Annotated in this window: 15 protein-coding genes; 8 read left to right on the top strand and 7 right to left on the bottom strand. The window is 69.6% G+C overall.

The genetic code is table 11. The annotated features are described in order from the left end of the window. Position 1: 1 nt before the first annotated feature. Both H4W81_RS29745 and nudC read left to right on the top strand, forming a co-directional pair. Positions 2-571 carry a class F sortase gene (locus H4W81_RS29745; RefSeq protein ID WP_192777848.1) on the top strand — a complete coding sequence of 190 codons (570 nt, stop codon included), beginning with the start codon at positions 2-4 and terminating at the stop codon, positions 569-571. A gap of 101 nt (positions 572-672) precedes the next feature. Further along, complete coding sequence (nudC, locus tag H4W81_RS29740) at positions 673-1,647, top strand: NAD(+) diphosphatase (RefSeq protein WP_192777847.1); 975 nt, start codon at positions 673-675, stop codon at positions 1,645-1,647. Between the two features lie 75 nt (positions 1,648-1,722). On the opposite strand, the gene H4W81_RS29735 is transcribed toward nudC, so the two are convergent. Both H4W81_RS29735 and H4W81_RS29730 read right to left on the bottom strand, forming a co-directional pair. Next, positions 1,723-1,965 carry a mycoredoxin gene (locus H4W81_RS29735; RefSeq protein WP_192777846.1) on the bottom strand — a complete coding sequence of 81 codons (243 nt, stop codon included), beginning with the start codon at positions 1,963-1,965 and terminating at the stop codon, positions 1,723-1,725. A 71-nt stretch (positions 1,966-2,036) separates the two neighbouring features. Then, a complete protein-coding gene (locus tag H4W81_RS29730) occupies positions 2,037-2,915 on the bottom strand; it encodes an alpha/beta hydrolase (protein ID WP_318782029.1) in 879 nt (292 codons plus the stop codon). Positions 2,916-3,064: 149 nt separating this feature from the next. Between H4W81_RS29730 and H4W81_RS29725 the strand changes: the two genes are divergently transcribed. From H4W81_RS29725 to H4W81_RS29715, 3 genes are all read left to right on the top strand, one after another. Beyond that, entirely contained in the window at positions 3,065-5,113 is a 2,049-nt protein-coding gene (locus H4W81_RS29725) for an ATP-dependent DNA helicase UvrD2 (RefSeq protein ID WP_192777844.1), read from the top strand. Positions 5,114-5,783: 670 nt separating this feature from the next. Continuing rightward, the gene (locus H4W81_RS29720) at positions 5,784-6,656 is read left to right on the top strand and encodes an acyl-CoA thioesterase (RefSeq protein WP_192777843.1); all 873 of its coding nucleotides are present in this window, start codon (positions 5,784-5,786) and stop codon (positions 6,654-6,656) included. A gap of 508 nt (positions 6,657-7,164) precedes the next feature. Further along, positions 7,165-7,434: a WhiB family transcriptional regulator gene (locus tag H4W81_RS29715; RefSeq protein ID WP_183655721.1), complete on the top strand. Its 270-nt coding sequence runs from the start codon at positions 7,165-7,167 to the stop codon at positions 7,432-7,434. 1,349 nt (positions 7,435-8,783) lie between these two features. On the opposite strand, the gene H4W81_RS29710 is transcribed toward H4W81_RS29715, so the two are convergent. Continuing rightward, on the bottom strand, positions 8,784-10,112 hold the full coding sequence (locus H4W81_RS29710; protein ID WP_225958847.1) for an ABC1 kinase family protein: 1,329 nt from the start codon (positions 10,110-10,112) through the stop codon (positions 8,784-8,786). An 83-nt stretch (positions 10,113-10,195) separates the two neighbouring features. Next, positions 10,196-11,698 carry a thiamine biosynthesis protein ThiF gene (locus H4W81_RS29705; RefSeq protein ID WP_192777842.1) on the bottom strand — a complete coding sequence of 501 codons (1,503 nt, stop codon included), beginning with the start codon at positions 11,696-11,698 and terminating at the stop codon, positions 10,196-10,198. A gap of 271 nt (positions 11,699-11,969) precedes the next feature. On the opposite strand from H4W81_RS29705, the gene H4W81_RS29700 reads away from it, so the two are divergent. The 3 genes from H4W81_RS29700 to H4W81_RS47725 all read left to right on the top strand — a co-directional run bounded on the left by H4W81_RS29700 (position 11,970) and on the right by H4W81_RS47725 (position 13,918). After that, positions 11,970-12,752 carry an enoyl-CoA hydratase/isomerase family protein gene (locus H4W81_RS29700; RefSeq protein ID WP_192777841.1) on the top strand — a complete coding sequence of 261 codons (783 nt, stop codon included), beginning with the start codon at positions 11,970-11,972 and terminating at the stop codon, positions 12,750-12,752. 69 nt (positions 12,753-12,821) lie between these two features. Further along, positions 12,822-13,337, top strand: a complete 516-nt coding sequence (locus H4W81_RS29695) for a M48 metallopeptidase family protein (RefSeq protein ID WP_192777840.1) — start codon at positions 12,822-12,824, stop codon at positions 13,335-13,337. Positions 13,338-13,546: 209 nt separating this feature from the next. Next, positions 13,547-13,918 (top strand): DUF2064 domain-containing protein, encoded by a 372-nt coding sequence (locus tag H4W81_RS47725; protein WP_225958846.1) that lies wholly within the window; start codon positions 13,547-13,549, stop codon positions 13,916-13,918. Here the strand turns inward: H4W81_RS47725 and H4W81_RS29685 are convergent. The 3 genes from H4W81_RS29685 to H4W81_RS29675 are packed head-to-tail and all read right to left on the bottom strand — an operon-like array spanning position 13,905 to position 16,712. Continuing rightward, the gene (locus H4W81_RS29685; RefSeq protein ID WP_318782028.1) at positions 13,905-14,885 is read right to left on the bottom strand and encodes an endonuclease/exonuclease/phosphatase family protein; all 981 of its coding nucleotides are present in this window, start codon (positions 14,883-14,885) and stop codon (positions 13,905-13,907) included. The genes H4W81_RS47725 and H4W81_RS29685 overlap by 14 nt on opposite strands. Before the next feature lie 22 nt (positions 14,886-14,907). Continuing rightward, complete coding sequence (locus H4W81_RS29680; RefSeq protein WP_192777838.1) at positions 14,908-15,468, bottom strand: NUDIX hydrolase; 561 nt, start codon at positions 15,466-15,468, stop codon at positions 14,908-14,910. Next, complete coding sequence (locus tag H4W81_RS29675) at positions 15,465-16,712, bottom strand: zinc-dependent metalloprotease (protein WP_318782027.1); 1,248 nt, start codon at positions 16,710-16,712, stop codon at positions 15,465-15,467. The genes H4W81_RS29680 and H4W81_RS29675 overlap by 4 nt, the downstream gene beginning before the upstream one ends. Between the last annotated feature and the right edge of the window lie 77 nt (positions 16,713-16,789).

Below are 16,789 nucleotides of genomic sequence, written 5' to 3'. Positions count from 1 at the left end.
GATGCGCCGCCTCGTCACCGGCACCGCCGCGCTGACCGCCCTCGCCTGCGCCACCCCCGCTCAGGCCACTCCCACCCAGGCCACCCCCACCCAGGCGGACACCACGGCCGCCGCCGTCCAAGCCGCAACTATGCAGGCCGCGGACCCGATCAGGCTGCGCATCCCCTCGATCGGCCTGACCACCCGCCTCATCGCCCTCGAACTCGACCGCACCGGCAAGCTCATCGCCCCCAAGCGCTACGACCTGGCCGGATGGAACGTCGCGGGGCCCGAGCCCGGCGAGAAGGGCGCCGCCGTGATCGCCGGTCACGTCGACTCGCGCACCGGCCCCGCCGTCTTCTACGGCCTGCGCCGCCTCAAGCACGGCGACAGGATCCACGTGGACAGGGCCGACGGCAGCACCGTCACCTTCAAGGTGCGCAGACTCGCCGGCTACGCCAAGAACCGCATCCCCGACAAGCAGGTGTACGGCTCCACCAGCCGCCCCGAGCTCCGGCTGATCACCTGTGGCGGCCCCTTCGACAAGGAGCGGCGAAGCTATCGGGACAACCTGGTGATCTTCGCTTCGTGACCATGGGGACCTTTGGCGTTCACCCGCCAGGGGTCCCGGCGTCTCGTTCGAGCTAAACGATCGTCATAAGATGACATCGGTCTTCGGGGAGGAAGTGGCGCGTGGAGTCGACGGCAGAAGAGCAGCTTCTGGGCCCCCTGCTCCTGGCACGAGGCACGATCGACAGATCGGCTCTGCTGCGTGGCGACACCGGATGGCTGGCCCGCGCATGGACGGATCCCACGAGCAGGGTCCTGCTCGTCCACGAGGGCCACACGCTGGTCAGGCGCACGGGCGAGCAGGTCGACGCGGTCCTGTTCACCACCGCCGACGCCCCCGAGGGCGAGCGCTACCTGCTCGGCGTCGAGAACGGCGTCGCCTATTTCGCGGTCTCCGCACCGCTGCCGGGCTTCTCGGGCGGCGACGTCAACGGCAGGGTCGTCGCGCCGCTCGGCCTGCGCGACACCCCCGAGGGCGAGCCGTTCCCCGCGGGGCTGCGCCAGGTGGGCGCGCTCCTCGGCGACCGCGACGCGGGCCTGCTCGTCTACGCCGTGGCGCTGGAGGCGTGGCACACCACGCACGAGTACTGCCCGCGCTGCGGCAGCCGTACGAACGTTGAGGCGGGCGGCCACATCCGCGTCTGCCCCAAGGACGGCAGCCAGCACTTCCCCCGGGTGGACCCCGCGGTGATCATGCTGGTGCGCGACGAGCGCGACCGCTGCCTGCTCGCCAGAGGCCCCCAGTGGCCCGAGGGACGGCTGTCGATCCTCGCCGGGTTCGTGGAGCCGGGGGAGTCGCTGGAGCACGCCGTGATCCGCGAGGTGGCCGAGGAGGTGGGCGTGAACGTCATCAACCCCCGCTACCTCGGCAGCCAGCCATGGCCCTTTCCCCGCAGCCTCATGCTCGGCTTCTTCGCCCAGGCGACCTCCACCGAGATCACCCGCGATCCCGAGGAGATCGCCGAGGCCCGCTGGTTCACCCGCGCCGAGCTGCTGGCCGCTCTCAACAGCGGCGAGGTACGGCTGCCGCCCCCCGTCTCCATCGCCCGCCGCCTGATCGAGACCTGGTACGGCGACCACCTCACCGGCGACTGGTAGACGGACTCCAGTCGAGCCCCGCCACTCACCGGGCAGCGAAAGGACCCCTCCGGAGAGGGGTCCTGTGTCGTCAGGTCAGACGCCGGCCGCGAGGCGCGCCTTGACCTCCAGCACCGACGGGTTGGTCACGGCGGTGCCGTCGGGGAAGACCACGGTGGGCACCGTCTGGTTCCCGTTGTTGACGCTCATCACGAAGTCCGCGGCCGCGGGGTTCCGCTCGATGTCGACCTCGTTGTACGCGATGCCCTCGCGAGTGAGCTGGCTCTTGAGTCGCTTGCAGGGCCCGCACCAGGTGGTGGAGTAGACGGTGAGCGCCATATGAGAATCCTTCCGGTATCAGCAGAGGGCCGGACGGTGCAACAACGGCGCCCGCTCCGGTAATCCCGCCCTCAGGACAGCTGTTCCTGGATCCACTTCTGCACCCGCTCGGCCACCCCGAACTGCCGGTACAGCGGGGCGCTGTGCGAGATGCCGGGCTCGGTGAAGACCGTCATCTTCACCCCGACCTGCCCCAGCATGTCCTTCAGCAGCAGGCTCTGCGACGCGGGCACGAACTCGTCGTCGGAATGCACGGTCAGCATCGGGGCGTCCTTCTTGCTGGCGTGCCACGGCACCTCCATGCTCGCCCACACGCGCGAGCACTTGCCCTTGGGCTCGCAGCCACCGGCCAGCTTGATCGCGGCGTCGCGCAGCTTGACGCGGTTGGGGTCGGTGGAGGTCGCCCCGTCGGTGTAGGCGCGCAGCGGTGAGATCACCGGGGAGACGCCGACGACGCCCTTGAGCCCCGGCAGCGCGCCGTCGCCGTACGTGCCGACCGCGGCCGCGATGTGCCCGCCCGCGGAGAAGCCGACGACCACGTAGTTGTTGGGGTCGAAGTTCCAGCGGTCGGCGTGCCTGCGGGCGGTGGCGATGGCGTCGAAGGCGTCCGTGCGCTGCGCGGGCCAGGCCGCCTCACCCGACAGGCGGTAGTTGAGGTTGAAGACCGTGTAGCCGAGCTCGACGTAGCTGCGGGTGATCTCGGTCATGTACTTCTTGTCGCCGCTGGACCACCAGCCGCCATGGATGAGGAAGACGGCGGGGTGCTTGCTGTAGTCGGGCGTCCACCACACGTCCATCGCCTGGCTGCGGCCCGGACCGTAGGACACAGTCTCTACCGCGGTGTTGCCCAGCGCGTCGCCATAGGAGGGCGTCGGGTCCTTGGCCGCATGGGCCGTACCCGGAATCAACGAGACGGCAGCGAGAACACCCGCTATTACCGCAGCTCGCACGGGCCTTCCTTTCCCCCCACGTTTCGGTCGGGCCCCATTGTGAGGGAAATGACCTACTTTTCGCATCTCAGCGATGATGAAACAGGTGACGGCGGCATGTTGCCAGAATGGACCTGCCCCCCGCCACCTGCTGCGAGGATGTTGATGTGATGACTGGCGATGACGTTCTGGACGGGCTCGATCCCGAGCAGCGCGCGGTGGCCGAGGCCGTGCGCGGTCCGGTCTGCGTGCTGGCCGGCGCGGGCACCGGCAAGACCAGAGCGATCACCCACCGCATCGCCCACGCCGTCCGCTCGGGCGTGGTCGACGCCCAGGGCGTGCTCGCGGTGACTTTCACCACACGGGCGGCGGGCGAACTGCGGCAGCGGCTGCGCCAGCTCGGCACACCCGGCGTCCAGGCGCGCACCTTCCACGCCGCCGCGCTGCGCCAGCTCACCTACTTCTGGCCCAAGGTGATCGGCGGATCGGCCCCCTCGGTGATCGAGTCGAAGCTGCCGCTGCTGGTCGAGGCCTGCCGCCTGATCAGGAAGAGCCCCGACCGGTCCGAGCTGCGCGACATCGCCGCCGAGATCGAGTGGGCCAAGGTCACCCAGATCGGCCACGAGGACTACATCGCGGCCGCCGCCAAGGCCCACCGCACGCCGCCCGCGCCGGCCGAGGAGATCGCCCGCCTCTACGAGGCCTACGAACAGCTGCGCCGCGACCGGCACCTGGTCGACTTCGAGACCATCCTCGAGCTGACCGCCGCCGTGATGACCGAGCACCCCGACGTGGCCGCGCAGATCCGCCAGCAGTACCGCTACTTCGTCGTGGACGAGTACCAGGACGTCAACCCGCTGCAGAAGCTGCTGCTCGACACCTGGCTCGGCGGGCGCGACGACGTGTGCGTGGTCGGCGACCCCAACCAGACCATCTACTCCTTCACCGGCGCCACGCCCCGCTACCTCACCGGGTTCTCCGTCGAGCACCCGAACGCCTCGGTGATCAAGCTGGTCCGCGACTACCGCTCCACCCCCGAGGTCGTCAGCCTGGCCAACCTCGTGATCGCCAAGGGGAAGAGCCCGCACCGCCTCGAGCTCGTCGCCCAGCGTCCCGAGGGCCCAGCGCCCGTCTTCGCCGAGTACGACGACGAGCCCGCCGAGGCCGCCGGAGTCGCCCGCGCGATCAGGAAGCTCATGGACAAGGGCGTCGCCACTCGCGAGATCGCCGTCCTGTTCAGGGTGAACGCCCAGTCGGAGGCCTACGAGGAGGCCCTCGCCAAGGCCGAGATCCCCTACCTGGTGCGCGGCGCCGAGCGCTTCTTCGAACGCCCCGAAGTACGGCGCGCGGTCGTCCTGCTCCGCGGCGCGGCCCGCTCCGCCTCGGGCGAACCTCTCGCGCAGGAGGTCCACGGCATCCTCGGCGGCATCGGCCTCACCCCCGTTCCCCCCGGCGGCGGCAAGGCCCGCGAGACGTGGGAGTCGCTCAGGGCGCTGGCCGACCTCGCCGAGGACATGGCGGCCGAAGGAGCCGACCTGCCCGCGTTCGTCGTCGAGCTGGAGCGCCGCGCCAGCGAGCAGCACGCCCCTCCCGTCGAGGGCGTCACGCTCGCCTCGCTCCACGCCGCCAAGGGCCTGGAGTGGGACGCCGTCTTCCTCGTCGGACTCACCGACGGCATGATGCCGATCATCTACGCCGAGACGCCCGAGCAGATCGAGGAGGAGCGCCGGCTGCTCTACGTGGGCATCACCCGCGCGAGGGAGCACCTCGGCCTCTCGTGGGCGCTGGCGCGCGCGCCGGGCGGGCGCAAGGGCCGCCGCCCCTCCCGCTTCCTGGACGGCCTCACGGGCCGCCCCGCCAGGTCGGCCGCGTCGCCTGGGGGATCGGGCGCGGCCTCCCGCCGTTCCGTCGCGGCGCCGGTCCACTGCAGGGTGTGCGGGAAGACACTGGCCGCGGCGGCGGAACAGAAGCTCGGCCGCTGCTCGACCTGCCCCTCGGAGTACGACGAGGCGCTGCTGGAGGCGTTGAAGGCCTGGCGGACGGCCACGGCGAAGGAGGCGAAGGTACCGCCTTACGTGGTGTTCACGGATGTGACGTTGCAGGCGATCGCGGAGCGCGCGCCGCAGAGCGAACAGGAGCTGCTGTCCATCGCGGGCATCGGCAAGGTCAAACTCGACCGCTACGGCCCCGCCGTCCTCACCCTCTGCCGCACCCACTGACTCGCCCGCCCCCGGATGATCTCTCCCGGTTCCTTTCGTTCCGGCGCAGTGTGCGGAGGGTCTCGGGTCTTTCTGTTCTCCCGCGCAGTGTGCGGAGGCTCCCGGGTCTTTCTGTTCTCCCGCGCAGTGTGCGGAGGCTCCCGGGTCCTTTTGTTCTCCCGCGCTCCGGGCCGGCGTGGTCCCGGTCGCTTCCGTCCGTCTTCCCGTACGGCAAGCCGGTCTGGCGCCTCCGCGAGCGCGTGGTCCCGTCCCCCGAATGCGCTCCTCCAGCAGGACTTCGGCCCAGGCCGCAGACGGGAACGCCTTACTCGCGGGGTGGCGGGCCCGCCACCTCCGCGTCCGGGTGGGTCCGTAACGGCGGGCCGCCACGCGCTCCCGGTGAGGCGTATCCCTGGACAGGGGCCGGCCACGTGCCGGGGGTGGCGCTGGGTGGGGCTTGCCGTAAGGCCAGAAACAACCCGCACCCACAGACACCCGAGCCCCCCGGGTGGGCCTGCGCCCAGACGCCCGAGCCGCCCGGTGTCGGCGCGCACCCACGCTAAATCGGAGCCTTCCGCAAGCCGGGCCGCGGCGGAAAGTGAGACGAACGGAACTCCCGCCCCGGTGATGGTTCGGGCACCGGGCCCGTCACACTAGGTTTGGATGGCTTTCGCCGTAGAAGGGGACCACCGTGAACGAAGCGCTCAAGGAGCTGCTCGACCTGCTCGACCTGGAGCAGATCGAGCTCGACATCTTCCGTGGGCGCAGCCCCGAAGAGCGCATCCAGCGGGTCTTCGGCGGGCAGGTCGCCGCCCAGGCGCTCGTCGCCGCGGGCCGCACCGTGCCGGAGGGACGCGACGTGCACTCCCTGCACGCCTACTTCATCCGTCCCGGCGACCCGTCCATCCCGATCGTCTACAACGTCGAGCGGGTCAGGGACGGCCGGTCCTTCACCACCCGCAGGGTTGTCGCCGTGCAGCACGGCAAGGCGATATTCACGATGTCGGCCTCCTTCCACATCTTCGAGGAGGGCGTCCACCACCAGGCCGCGGTGATGCCGCAGGTGGTGGCCCCCGAGACGCTGCCGACCTTCCAGTCGCGCATGCTCGAGCTGGTGGGCGACGACTCCGACTGGAAGGACTGGCTCTCGCGCCCCCGTCCGGTCGACGCCCGTTACGTCTCCCCGCTGACGTGGGAGGCCTACAAGGACCCGTCGCTGCGCACGGCCGAGACCAACGTCTGGTTCCGCTACGACGCCGAGCTGCCCGACGACCGCCTCCTTCACGTGGTGCTGGCCGCCTACGCCTCCGACTACACCCTCGTCGACACGGTGCTCCTCGCGCACGGTCTCGCCTGGGGCGCCTCGAACGTCACCGGTGCCTCCCTCGACCACGCCATGTGGTTCCACCGTCCCTTCAGGGCCGACGACTGGTTGCTCTATGCTCAGGAGTCGCCCTGGTCGGGGGGTGCGCGCGGGCTCGCCCGCGGGCAGATGTTCACCCCGTCGGGTGAGCTGGCGGTGTCCGTGGTTCAGGAGTGCATGATCCGCGTGGCCACGTCATAAAACTGCAGGTAGAAAATATGTTGCCGGTTCCCGGCTTCCCGGTTTAGGGTCATGGTCAAGCGAGTCGGACGGTCCTGTCCGACGATCTCAAAGATGGAGGTGAGCCCGGTGAGGAACCTGACTGAAATGTCGGCCACGCAGTGGCTCGCTTCCGCATGCCGTAACTCGGTCAGGCTCGTCGATGGGCCGGCCACGGTTCGGCAGGAGAAGTCTGCCCTTAGCCCGATCGCGTCGCACGCGGGACTCCGCCTGCGCGCAGGCTTCGGAGCAGCCGCTGCCCAGGGCGCCCCCGTCTATGTCGCGGGCGCCGACGTGCCGACCCAGCAGATCACCAAGGGTGGACTGCGCGGTCCGCAACCCTGGAGGGATGAACCGGTCATAACCTGACCGGCACAATCAGCCTCCAGGCCGCGGATCCGCAGACAGGATCCGCGGCCTTCTTGTTTGTCCGTGATCCCCCAGACACCCACGAGGTACCAAGAACAAGATCAACCAGAAGGAGAAGCAGATGGGGGCCAAGACGATCATGGACCTGATCGACGAAGCCGAAATCCCCTGTCGTACCGATCCCGACCTGTGGTTCGCCGAGTCGCCCGAGGACGTCGAGTTCGCCAAGACGCTCTGCGGCGGCTGCCCGATCCAGAAGGCCTGCCTGGCCCGCGCGCTCGAGCGCGAGGAGCCCTGGGGCGTCTGGGGTGGCGAACTGATCCTCAGGGGAACCGTCGTTCCCCGTAAGAGGCCTCGCGGGCGTCCCCGCAAGCACCCGGTCGCTGCCTGACCCTCACGCCCACCGCACGAACAGGAAGACGAGCAAGCACATGAACATCATCACTGGTAGGAGCTTCGAAGTGCCGTTTATGTACCAAGAACTGGTCAACGACCGAATACAAACCCTCCATCGGGAAGCGGAGGAGTACCGCATGGTGTCCCGCCTGAAGCGCGTCCAGCGCGCTCGGCGTGACGTCCAGCGAGCCAACGACCGGCTCCGCAGGGCCCTCCTCCAGGGATAGTCCCTGAGATCCTGCCGCCGGCGGAGGATCTCACGGTCTGACCTTCACAAAACGGCCGGGTGCCCCACGCACCCGGCCGTTCCCGTCCCCGGAGTGTGGATGCCTCGTGGAGGCATACGACTGCCTCAAGCGGCGCGGTCCCCCGCTGGGTGCGGGCGGTCCGGGCGTGGTCCCGTCCTCCGTCAACCCCTCTGGATGCGCGTGGTCCGGGCGTGGTCCCGTCCTCTTCGGCAAGTCCCTTCGTGTGTGGGCGGTCAGGGGCGGGTTGAATCCGACCTCTACGGCAAATCCCTTTGAGTGTGGGCCGTCAGGGGCGGGTTGAATCCGACCTCTACGGCAAGCCTCTTTGAGCGGTGGGTGGTCCGGGGGTGCGGGTTGAGTGCGGAGGTGCGGGTTAAGTCCAGCCTCTACGGCAAGCCCCGCCAAGCGCCACCCTTGGCACGTGGCCGGCGTCTGTCCAGGGATACGCCCCACCGAGAGCCCGTGGCCGGCCGCCGCTACGGCCCCCACTACCCCGCAGTCGCGGACTCCCAACTGACATTCGCCTTTGAGCTTCCTCCGCGAACTCGCCCACGGCCCCGCCCGCATACGGCCCCGCCTGCGGATCTCCACCTGGGACTTCCGCCTGGGATCTCCGCCTCCAGGACTCCCTCGAATTCGGCCTTCGGGCCTTCTCTTGCGAACTCGCCTATGGCCTCGCCTTCCTATGGCCCCGCCTTTCTATGGCCCCGCCTGAGGGCCTGGGGACTTCCGCCCGAGATCTCCGCCCTCGGGCCCTCCTCGGGTCTCGGCCTTCGGGCCTTCCTCAGCCTTCGGGCCTTCTCTAGCGGGCCGTCTGCGGAGCCTCCTTTGCGGAGATCGCCTGTGGATTCGGTCGACGACATCACTTGCGGACCCGTCTACGGGTTGGCCGGGCGCCGTGACGGCGGGGACCGGAGTCCTGCTGGGCGGGCGCCTTCGGCGGACGGGACCATGTGGCTGCGGAGGTGCCAGACCGGCTTGCCGTACGGGATGAAAGCTCCGGAGGTTGAAAGCCCCGGGTCGAAAGCGCGGGAGGGTGAAGGCTGTGGGGTTGAAGGCGCCGGAGGATGAAGGCTGCGGAGGACCAAGGTGGCGGTCAGCCGACGGCGACGGGTTCGTCGTCGGAGAAGCCGGGGACCCAGCGGATCGCCTCGTCGCGGAAGCGGGCCGTGGCGCCGAGTTGGCACAGCACGCCCACCCCCGCCGCATGCACCCGGTGGATCAACACATAACTGGCGGGAAGATTGAGCTGGCGGACCACGTTCGTCGGGCGCAGGTCCGTGACGCTGGCCGCCTGCGCCTGCAGCCACTCGCGGCTGAACGTGAACTCCTCCACCGCCGTCGGCTCCACATACGGAGCCAGGAAGCCGCGCAGCGCCTCGACGTCGACCTCGATGTGCTCCTGGATGAAGCCCTCGTCGCGCAGGCCCGCCACTACGGTGTCCATGTCGCCCTGGTTGAAGATGCGGGTGAGCTGCCCGAACACCATCGGATAGCCCTCGGGCATCCGGTTGACCGCGCCGAAGTCGAGCACGCCGAGCCGTCCGTCGGCCAGCATGCGGAAGTTGCCGGGGTGGGGGTCGGCGTGGAGCATGGCCACCCGCGCAGGCGAGCAGAACAGGAACCGCACGAACAGCAGTCCAGCGCTGTCGCGCTCCTCCTTGGTGCCGTCGGTGATGATGCGCGACAGTGGCGTGCCGTCCATCCACTCGGTGACCAGCACCTGCTCGTTGGCGGCGATGACGTCGGGGACGTGGAAGTGGGGGTCGTCCTTGAACTCCATCGCGAAGGCGTGCTGCGCCTCGGCCTCGCGGAGGTAGTCGAGCTCCTCGGCGATGCGTTCGCGCAGCTCGGCCAGGACGGCCTTGATGTCGAGCCCGGGCAGCAGCGCGCCGAAGAGCTTGCCGAGGCGGGCCAGCTGGGCGAAGTCGCCGAGCAGTGCCTTGCCCGCCCCCGGATACTGGATCTTGACGGCGACCGCCCTGCCGTCGTGCCAGACCGCCTTGTGGACCTGTCCGATCGAGGCGGCGGCGGTCGGCCGGTCGTCGAAGGACTCGAAGTGGTCGCGCCAGTCGTCGCCCAGTTGCTCGGCCAGCACCCGATGGACGGTGGCGGCGGGCAGCGGGGGAGCGGAGTCCTGGAGTTTGGTGAGCGTTGCCCGGTAGGGGCCCGCGATTTCGGGAGGAAGCGCCGCCTCGAAGATGGACAGCGCCTGGCCGAGCTTCATCGCCCCGCCTTTGAGTTCGCCGAGGACCTTGAAGATCTGTTCGGCGGTGCGCTGCTGGATCTCCTGGGCGACCAGCTCGGCCGACTTGCCGCCGATGCGCTTGCCGATGCCCATGACTGTGCGGCCCGCGAACCCGAGTGGAAGGGTCGCCAGCTTGGCGGAGCGCGTGACGGCGCGACGCGGAAGATCACTCACCATGACGCGCGGCATCTCTGCTGAGATGCCGCTTCCCCCCTCCTTGATCCGGACCTGACGGGGCCCTCGGTCCTGCGGTTGGCCCGTCAACCGCAGGAACCCGGCGTGACCATTGTTAGCGCACTGAACTCTTTGCGCCAGCAACGACATTGCGGATGCATGGTCCAGGATCGACGTTTCCAATGCCAATCAGGCAATACGTCCATTGTGCCGTTGGTCACAACGGTGTCCTGGCCGTCGATATGAGCAAGCGCATGGCCGGTCGCTGCGGCGGCCACGAGCGTCGACAGCGGCGAACTGCAGGCGATCTCACCGGCGGGAAATCCGCCCAGGTGGGCGGTGACGATCGGCCAGGCGGGGTCGCGGTCTCGGCGGGTGAGGTCGAGACAGTGCAGGCAGGCGGTCTCGCCGGGGCGTACGAGAGGGCCGACGGAGCCGTGTCCTTCGAAGGCGGCCACCAGGAGGTGGGGGATGCCCATGGTGACCAGCTCGGAGACGAGGATCGCGTCGAGGGGGCCGACGGGGGCGAGGATGACGAGGTCGGGGCGCTGGGTTCCGTCACTCAGATGTGGCGCTCCGGCCAGGGCCTCGACCGAGGGCCCATCGTCAACGGGTGGCCACACCTCCCGCCGCCGCTTGGTGGGCGCCCGCCCTGACGAACGCCGAGGAGAGCTGCCAGGGGTTGCGGAAGGGGCATCAGGACGAGCGCCGGAGGTACTGGGGAGATGCTGGCCAGATGGCTCGGAGTGGCCGTCGGGGTTACCACGGGACCGCCCAGAAGTGGCTGGGCGACCATGGCCAGACGGCTCGGAAGAGTAGCTGGGATGGTCGATTGAGCGCTCGGCGGTGGCGAGGGAACGGCGGTTGGAGGGGGTGGTGGTTACGGGCTGGCGATTGGCAGCTTTGGGCGCGGTGTCCGGGTGGTCGGTCGAGCGCGTGGGAGGGGCGGCAGGGCCGTCCTCGGAGGAGCTCCCCGGGTCGTTGGCGGGGCCGTCGTTCCTGCCTGCGGTGATTCTGCGGGCCACCGCCACCGCGCCCTCCTCCCGGGGCATTCCCAGCTCGGCCCACCCCAGCCCGCCGGGAACCAGGTCCTCCGCCCTCGTCGGCCCAGGGTCGATCACCCGCACCTGCCCCACCCCCGAGGCCGCCAGCAGGGCGACGATCTGGGCGCCCACCCGGCCCGCCCCGTAGACGCGCACCCGTGCCTCGCGTCTGCGGCGCATCGTCTCAAGGGCGCCCCCGGGAGTCGTGGACGCCAGGTCGAGCGCGTCGAGGTCGGGCCGCAACCGGTCGCGTTCGGCGAGCGACAACCTGGCCAGCGGAGCGGGACGAACCGCCGCGTCGTCGAGCACCCCGCGAGCCGTGAGCGTGTCGAGCAGTGACCTGGCACCCTCCTCGGTCAGCCCGGCTCGAGCCGCCTCCTTCATGACCTGCGCCATGTCCCGGGTGCCGTCGAGGCGATAGATCCATTCCTTCACGGACGGCGCGAGCTCGCTCACCAGCACCGCCCGACGGGGGTGAACGCCGAACTGGAGGGTGTGCTCGTCACGAAGGATCCTGCGCAGCGCGGGTTTCACACGTGGCCTCATGGCGCGCCAGGTTGCCACGTGCGCGGTGATCAGGAGGGCTTTCCGGCTGAGCTGTGGATAACGCGTGCACCAGTGCCGACGGCCTGTGGATAACGCGAACGGCGGGCTCGCGGAGTATGGAGATACCGCAACCCGTCGGCGAGCAGGATGACGAACCCATGGGTGCGGAAGCCCCCCGCGACGGTGGAACCCCAGCTGAGCCGAAGGCCGAGACGACGCATCCCCAGGCGTACCAAAGGCACCGAGAAAGTCAGTCGATACCCTCTCGACCATGAACGAGCTCCTGGTCGACAAGCAGGGCGACGGCGTCGTCCTCATCACCCTCAACCGCCCCGACCGCCGCAACTCCATGACCGACGGCATGACCGCTCAATGGGCCGAAACGATCAAGGAGTTGGCCGCCGACCGGCAGGCCCGCTGCCTGGTCGTCACCGGTGCGGGCACCGCCTTCTCCTCCGGCGGCGACCTGTCCTGGCTGGCCGACAGGGGCGAGGAGGAGGTCCCCGCGCTGCGCGACCGCATGCTCGCCTTCTACCGCACCTGGCTGTCGATCACCCACCTCGAGATCCCCACCATCGCCGCCGTCAACGGTCCCGCTGTCGGCGCCGGCCTGTGCGTGGCGCTCGCCTGCGACCTCGTCTACGCCGCTGACGACGCCAAGCTCCTGGCCCCCTTCACCTCGCTCGGCCTGCATCCCGGTATGGCCGCCACCTATCTGCTGCCGAGCAGGGCGGGAATCAACCTTGCCAGGGAGTTGCTCCTCACCGGCCGCACGATCAGCGGAGCGGAGGCCGCGAGAGAAGGGCTCGTCAACCGTTCGTACCCGGGAGAGGAGCTGCTGGAGAAAACTCTGGAGATCGCCGGACGCGTCGCGGCGAACGCGCCCATCGCGACGAGGCTGACCAAAATCGCGCTCAAGACCGCACACAATGACCTTGAAGAAGCGCTCAAATGGGAGTCGCTGGCCCAGCCGGTGACGATGACCTCGAAGGACATGCTTGAGGGCCTCACTGCGCATCGGGAAAGGCGAGTGCCCAAATTCACCGGGTCTTAATCATGCTGACCAGCGAAAACAGGGGCTCACCCCCTGTGGAATTCCGTCAGTGTCGGCTAACGTGCATATGTGCCCCCCGAGAGAGTCGAGGTTCGTCGAAGTTCTCGTCGCCGGCGTACGGTCTCCGCGTACCGCGACGGCGACAAGACGATCGTGCTCCTGCCCGCATGGCTGAGCGGCGAGGACGCGGATGAATGGGTGAGCCGGATGCTCGATCGGCTGGCAGCCAAGGAGCAGCGGAGGCGCCCGACCGACGAAGGCCTGCTCGAACGGGCCAACGAGTTGTCGGCGAAATACCTCGACGGCAAGCCCCAGCCGGTCAGTGTCCGCTGGGTCGACAACCAGCAGCACAGATGGGGGTCGTGCACTCCCGACAGCGGCACGATCAGAATCTCGACCCGCCTCAAGGGGCTCCCCGAGTGGGTCATCAACTACGTCATCATTCACGAGCTCGTGCACCTGCTGGTGCCGAGCCATGGCCCTGATTTCTGGGCGCTGGTCGAACAGTATCCCAAGGCGGACCGGGCGCGCGGCTACCTCGAGGGATTCTCCGCCGCGGCCAGCAACCCTCCGGAGGAGTGTTGACCCGGGTTGTCGCGGTTCTGGTACGGCAAAGCATGGCGAATGCCGCTCCAGGCGATCCACGTGAGTTCCTCGAAGCCATAGTCGAGGACACCTATGAGATGGTCGCGGGCCTCGAACTCGTCACGCCCGTCCTCGCCACCAGCGTTCCCGATTTGGATCACCTCTTGTGGCCCGGCACGGACATTATCGCGATTAATGAGGATCAGCCGTTGAAGGACATCTTCGCGGCGATTAATGCCGATCAAGCGGCGATAGTGAGCGGGGACGCTCCCGATCTCCCACCGCTCCTGATCGGAAAGCTCTTCCGCGAACTCGGCAGGGCCGAGCTGACGGTCTGTCCCGCCGAGGACGGCGGCGCGGTCGCCATGGCGGCGAAGCTGCCCTTCCCCGGCTGGGCCGCCCCCGACCTCGACGCCGAAGACCCGGTGAAGGAGCTGCGCGCGCAGGCCCCCGGCCGCCGTCTGGTCGCCACGACGCCGGGCTGGCACCGGGTGCGCACCTCCGGCGACCTCAACCGCCTCGACCCCGGCCTGGAGGGCTGGGAGAACACCAGGGCGCTGCTGGGGGCTACGGCACGGTGAGGCTGGCGAAGACCGCCCGGTGATCGGTGCCGGGCACGGTGTGCACGCTGACCTCACGCACCCCCGCCCGCGAGTCGACCAGCACATGGTCGATCGTGATGATCGGCGGAATCCGCTTGTTGGCCGGCCATGTCGGGACCAGTCCCTGGCCCACCTCGTCGGCCGCGTCCTTGTAGCCGCGTGCGAGCAGCCCGCGCAGCGCCGCGTGGTCGAGGCTCGCGTTGAAGTCACCCGCCAGCACCCGCACGGGATCGGCAGGGGCCGACGCCGGCGGCAGCGCCCGCAGTGCCGCGTTCCAATCGTGGACATGGGGGCCGAGCGGCGGAAAGGGATGCACGTCCACGATCTGGATCGGCCGGCCGCCGGGCAGCGCCAGCGTCGCCGCGGGCATCTTGTGCCCCGTCGCCGGCACCATGTTCCACAGCGCCGTCAGGGGATGCTTGGCGTAGAGGCCGCTGCCGCCCGCGGTGTACTCGTCCTCCAGCACCCTGTGGGGCATCAGGTCTTTCAGCCCGGCGGCGTCGAGGCGTTCGACGGCGTCGGGGGTGAGCTCCTGCGTCGAGAGCACGTCGGGGTTGAGCCGCCTGACCAGCTCAATGATCGAGTCGGTGTCGGCCCTGCCGAACAGCATGTTGATCGTGAGCACCTTGAGCGGCCTGCCCCCGGCGGCGTCCGCCGTACCGAAGGCTCGGGGGAGCACGCTGAAGCCCAGGGCGGCGCTCGTGACCAGGGCCACCGCGGCGGCCGCGCGGTTGCGCGCGGCCAGGGCGACCAGGAGCGGGATCAGGGAACCCGCGGCCGCGTACGGCGTGGCCGTCATGAGCTGTGTGGTGAGCGAGCCGCGTTCGAGGCCGCCGACTCTGGCCGCCGCCCACACGGCGAAGGGCGAGACGGCCATCCAGGCGAGCGTCTTGACCGGGAACCTGCGCCGCTCGGGCGTCACGATGGTGCCACCGACCGTGTCCACATATCCCCCTCGAAAGGGGACTCTAGCCAAGCGAGCGTGAACCCGAGGCAAGAACCTCGCGACCCCTGCGGGCCAGCAGTCTGGTGGCCTCGTCCGAGAGCTCGGGAATCTCGTCGACGGGGAACCAGCGCAGGTCGAGCGACTCGTCGCTCATGACGGCCTCCGCGCCGGCGGGCGCGACGGCCGCGTACTCCACGTCGAGGTGCCAGCTGTGCGGCGGGTGGCACCAGACCTTGTGCCGGTCGAGCGCGAGCGGTCCCGGCAGCAGCCTGAGGCCGGAGATCCCCGACTCCTCGGTGGCCTCGCGCAGCGCGACGCCGGCCAGCGAGCCGTCGGACTGCTCGCAGTGGCCGCCCATCGGCAGCCACATGCCCGCCTTCGGGTGCAGCGTCAGCAGCACCTGGGCGCCGTCGTGCGAGAGCACGGCGGTGGTGGCCGTGAGGTGACCGGGCGCGCACGAGCGCTTCATGGCGTCGGGGTGCGTGCGCAGGTGCTGAAGGAACTCCTCACGCAGCTCCGCCTCCTCCGCGGTGGGCGCCGCCCATCCGGCCAGGACGGCTACCGCGTCGCGGTGCAGGGTCAATCCTCGCCGCCCTCGAGCTTGGAGATGTCCCACGCCGTGTCGCCCTTGACGAAGGTGTCGGGGGCGTCGAGGTCGTCGGCCGTCGGCATCAGGTCGGGGTGGCCCCAGACCGCGTCGCGGCCGTCGATCCCGCGGTCGGCCTCCAGCGCCTGCCACAGCGCCGCGGCCTCGCGTAGCCTCCTGGGCCGCAGCTCCAGGCCGACCAGCGTGCCGAAGGTCGTCTCCGCGGGGCCGCCGGTCGCCCGGCGCCGCCGTACGGTCTCGGCCAGCGCTCCCGCGGAGGGCAGCTTGCCGTCGGCCGCGGCGTCGACCACGGTGCCGACCCAGCCCTCGACCAGTGCCAGCATGGTCTCGAGGCGGGCCAGGGCGGCCTTCTGCCGCTCGGTCTCCTCGGGCTTGAGCAGGCCGCCGCCGCTCAGCGCCTCCTGGATCGCCTCGGGGTTGCTGATGTCGAGGCCGCGGATCTGCTCCTCCAGCGCGGAGGTGTCGACCGTGATGCCCTTGGCGTACTCCTCGACCGCGCCGAGCAGGTGCCCGCGCAGCCACGGGACGTGCTGGAACAGCCGGTGGTGCGCGGCCTCGCGCAGCGCCAGATAGAGCCTGATCTCCTCGGCGGGCAGCTCGAGCCCGTCGCTGAAGGCGGCCACGCCGCCCGGCAGCAGCGCCGCGGTGTCGGACAGGGGCAGGCCGATGTCGGTGGTGCCGACTACCTCGCGGGCGAGCGAGCCGAGGGCCTGGCCGATCTGCTGGCCGACCATCATGCCGCCCATCTGCTTCATCATGCCCATGAGCGGGCCGAGCTGGGCGGCCATCTGCTGCGCCTCGGGCGGCAAGTTGCCGCCGCCGATGGCACCGCCCATGGTCTCGACCATGCGCTCGGCGATCGGCTCGCACAGCTTGCGCCAGACGGGGACCGTGTTCTCGATCCACTCCGAACGGCTCCACGCCCGCGGGTTGGTCACCCCGCTCGGCAGCGCGGTCGCCTCATTGAGCCAGAGGTCGGCGAGCTCGAGCGCGTCGACGATCTGGCGGCGTTCGCCCTCCATCACGCTGGGATCGCCCTCGGCGACCACCGCGTGGCGGGCGATGTTCTTGGCCATGTCCCAGTTGACAGGGCCTGAGCCCTGCGGCGCCGACAGCATGTCGGCGAACTGCCGCATCGCCTGAGCCATCTGCTCAGGATTGCCGAACATGGCGAACGGGTTGTCGTTGGGGTCGTTTTCGCGACCTGGCAGGTCAGTCACCGCTCTACCTCGTGCAGGATGGAGGAGTCCACATCCGCCACGTTAGTCGTCCTACGGCGGATCAGTGCAAAGTGAGG

The sequence above is a fragment of the Nonomuraea africana genome, assembly GCF_014873535.1.
Lineage (GTDB): Bacteria > Actinomycetota > Actinomycetes > Streptosporangiales > Streptosporangiaceae > Nonomuraea > Nonomuraea africana.
Note: the sequence above shows the minus strand (reverse complement) of the source record. Positions and strands in the feature narration are given on the sequence as shown.

Excerpts from the sequence above, each read along its gene's own strand:
- H4W81_RS29745 (WP_192777848.1), top strand. The coding sequence starts at position 2 with ATGCGCCGCCTCGTCACCGGCACCGCCGCGCTGACCGCCCTCGCCTGC.
- H4W81_RS29735 (WP_192777846.1), bottom strand. The coding sequence starts at position 1,965 with ATGGCGCTCACCGTCTACTCCACCACCTGGTGCGGGCCCTGCAAGCGA.
- H4W81_RS29725 (WP_192777844.1), top strand. The coding sequence starts at position 3,065 with ATGACTGGCGATGACGTTCTGGACGGGCTCGATCCCGAGCAGCGCGCG.
- H4W81_RS29715 (WP_183655721.1), top strand. The coding sequence starts at position 7,165 with ATGGGGGCCAAGACGATCATGGACCTGATCGACGAAGCCGAAATCCCC.
- H4W81_RS29710 (WP_225958847.1), bottom strand. The coding sequence starts at position 10,112 with ATGGTGAGTGATCTTCCGCGTCGCGCCGTCACGCGCTCCGCCAAGCTG.
- H4W81_RS29705 (WP_192777842.1), bottom strand. The coding sequence starts at position 11,698 with ATGAGGCCACGTGTGAAACCCGCGCTGCGCAGGATCCTTCGTGACGAG.
- H4W81_RS29700 (WP_192777841.1), top strand. The coding sequence starts at position 11,970 with ATGAACGAGCTCCTGGTCGACAAGCAGGGCGACGGCGTCGTCCTCATC.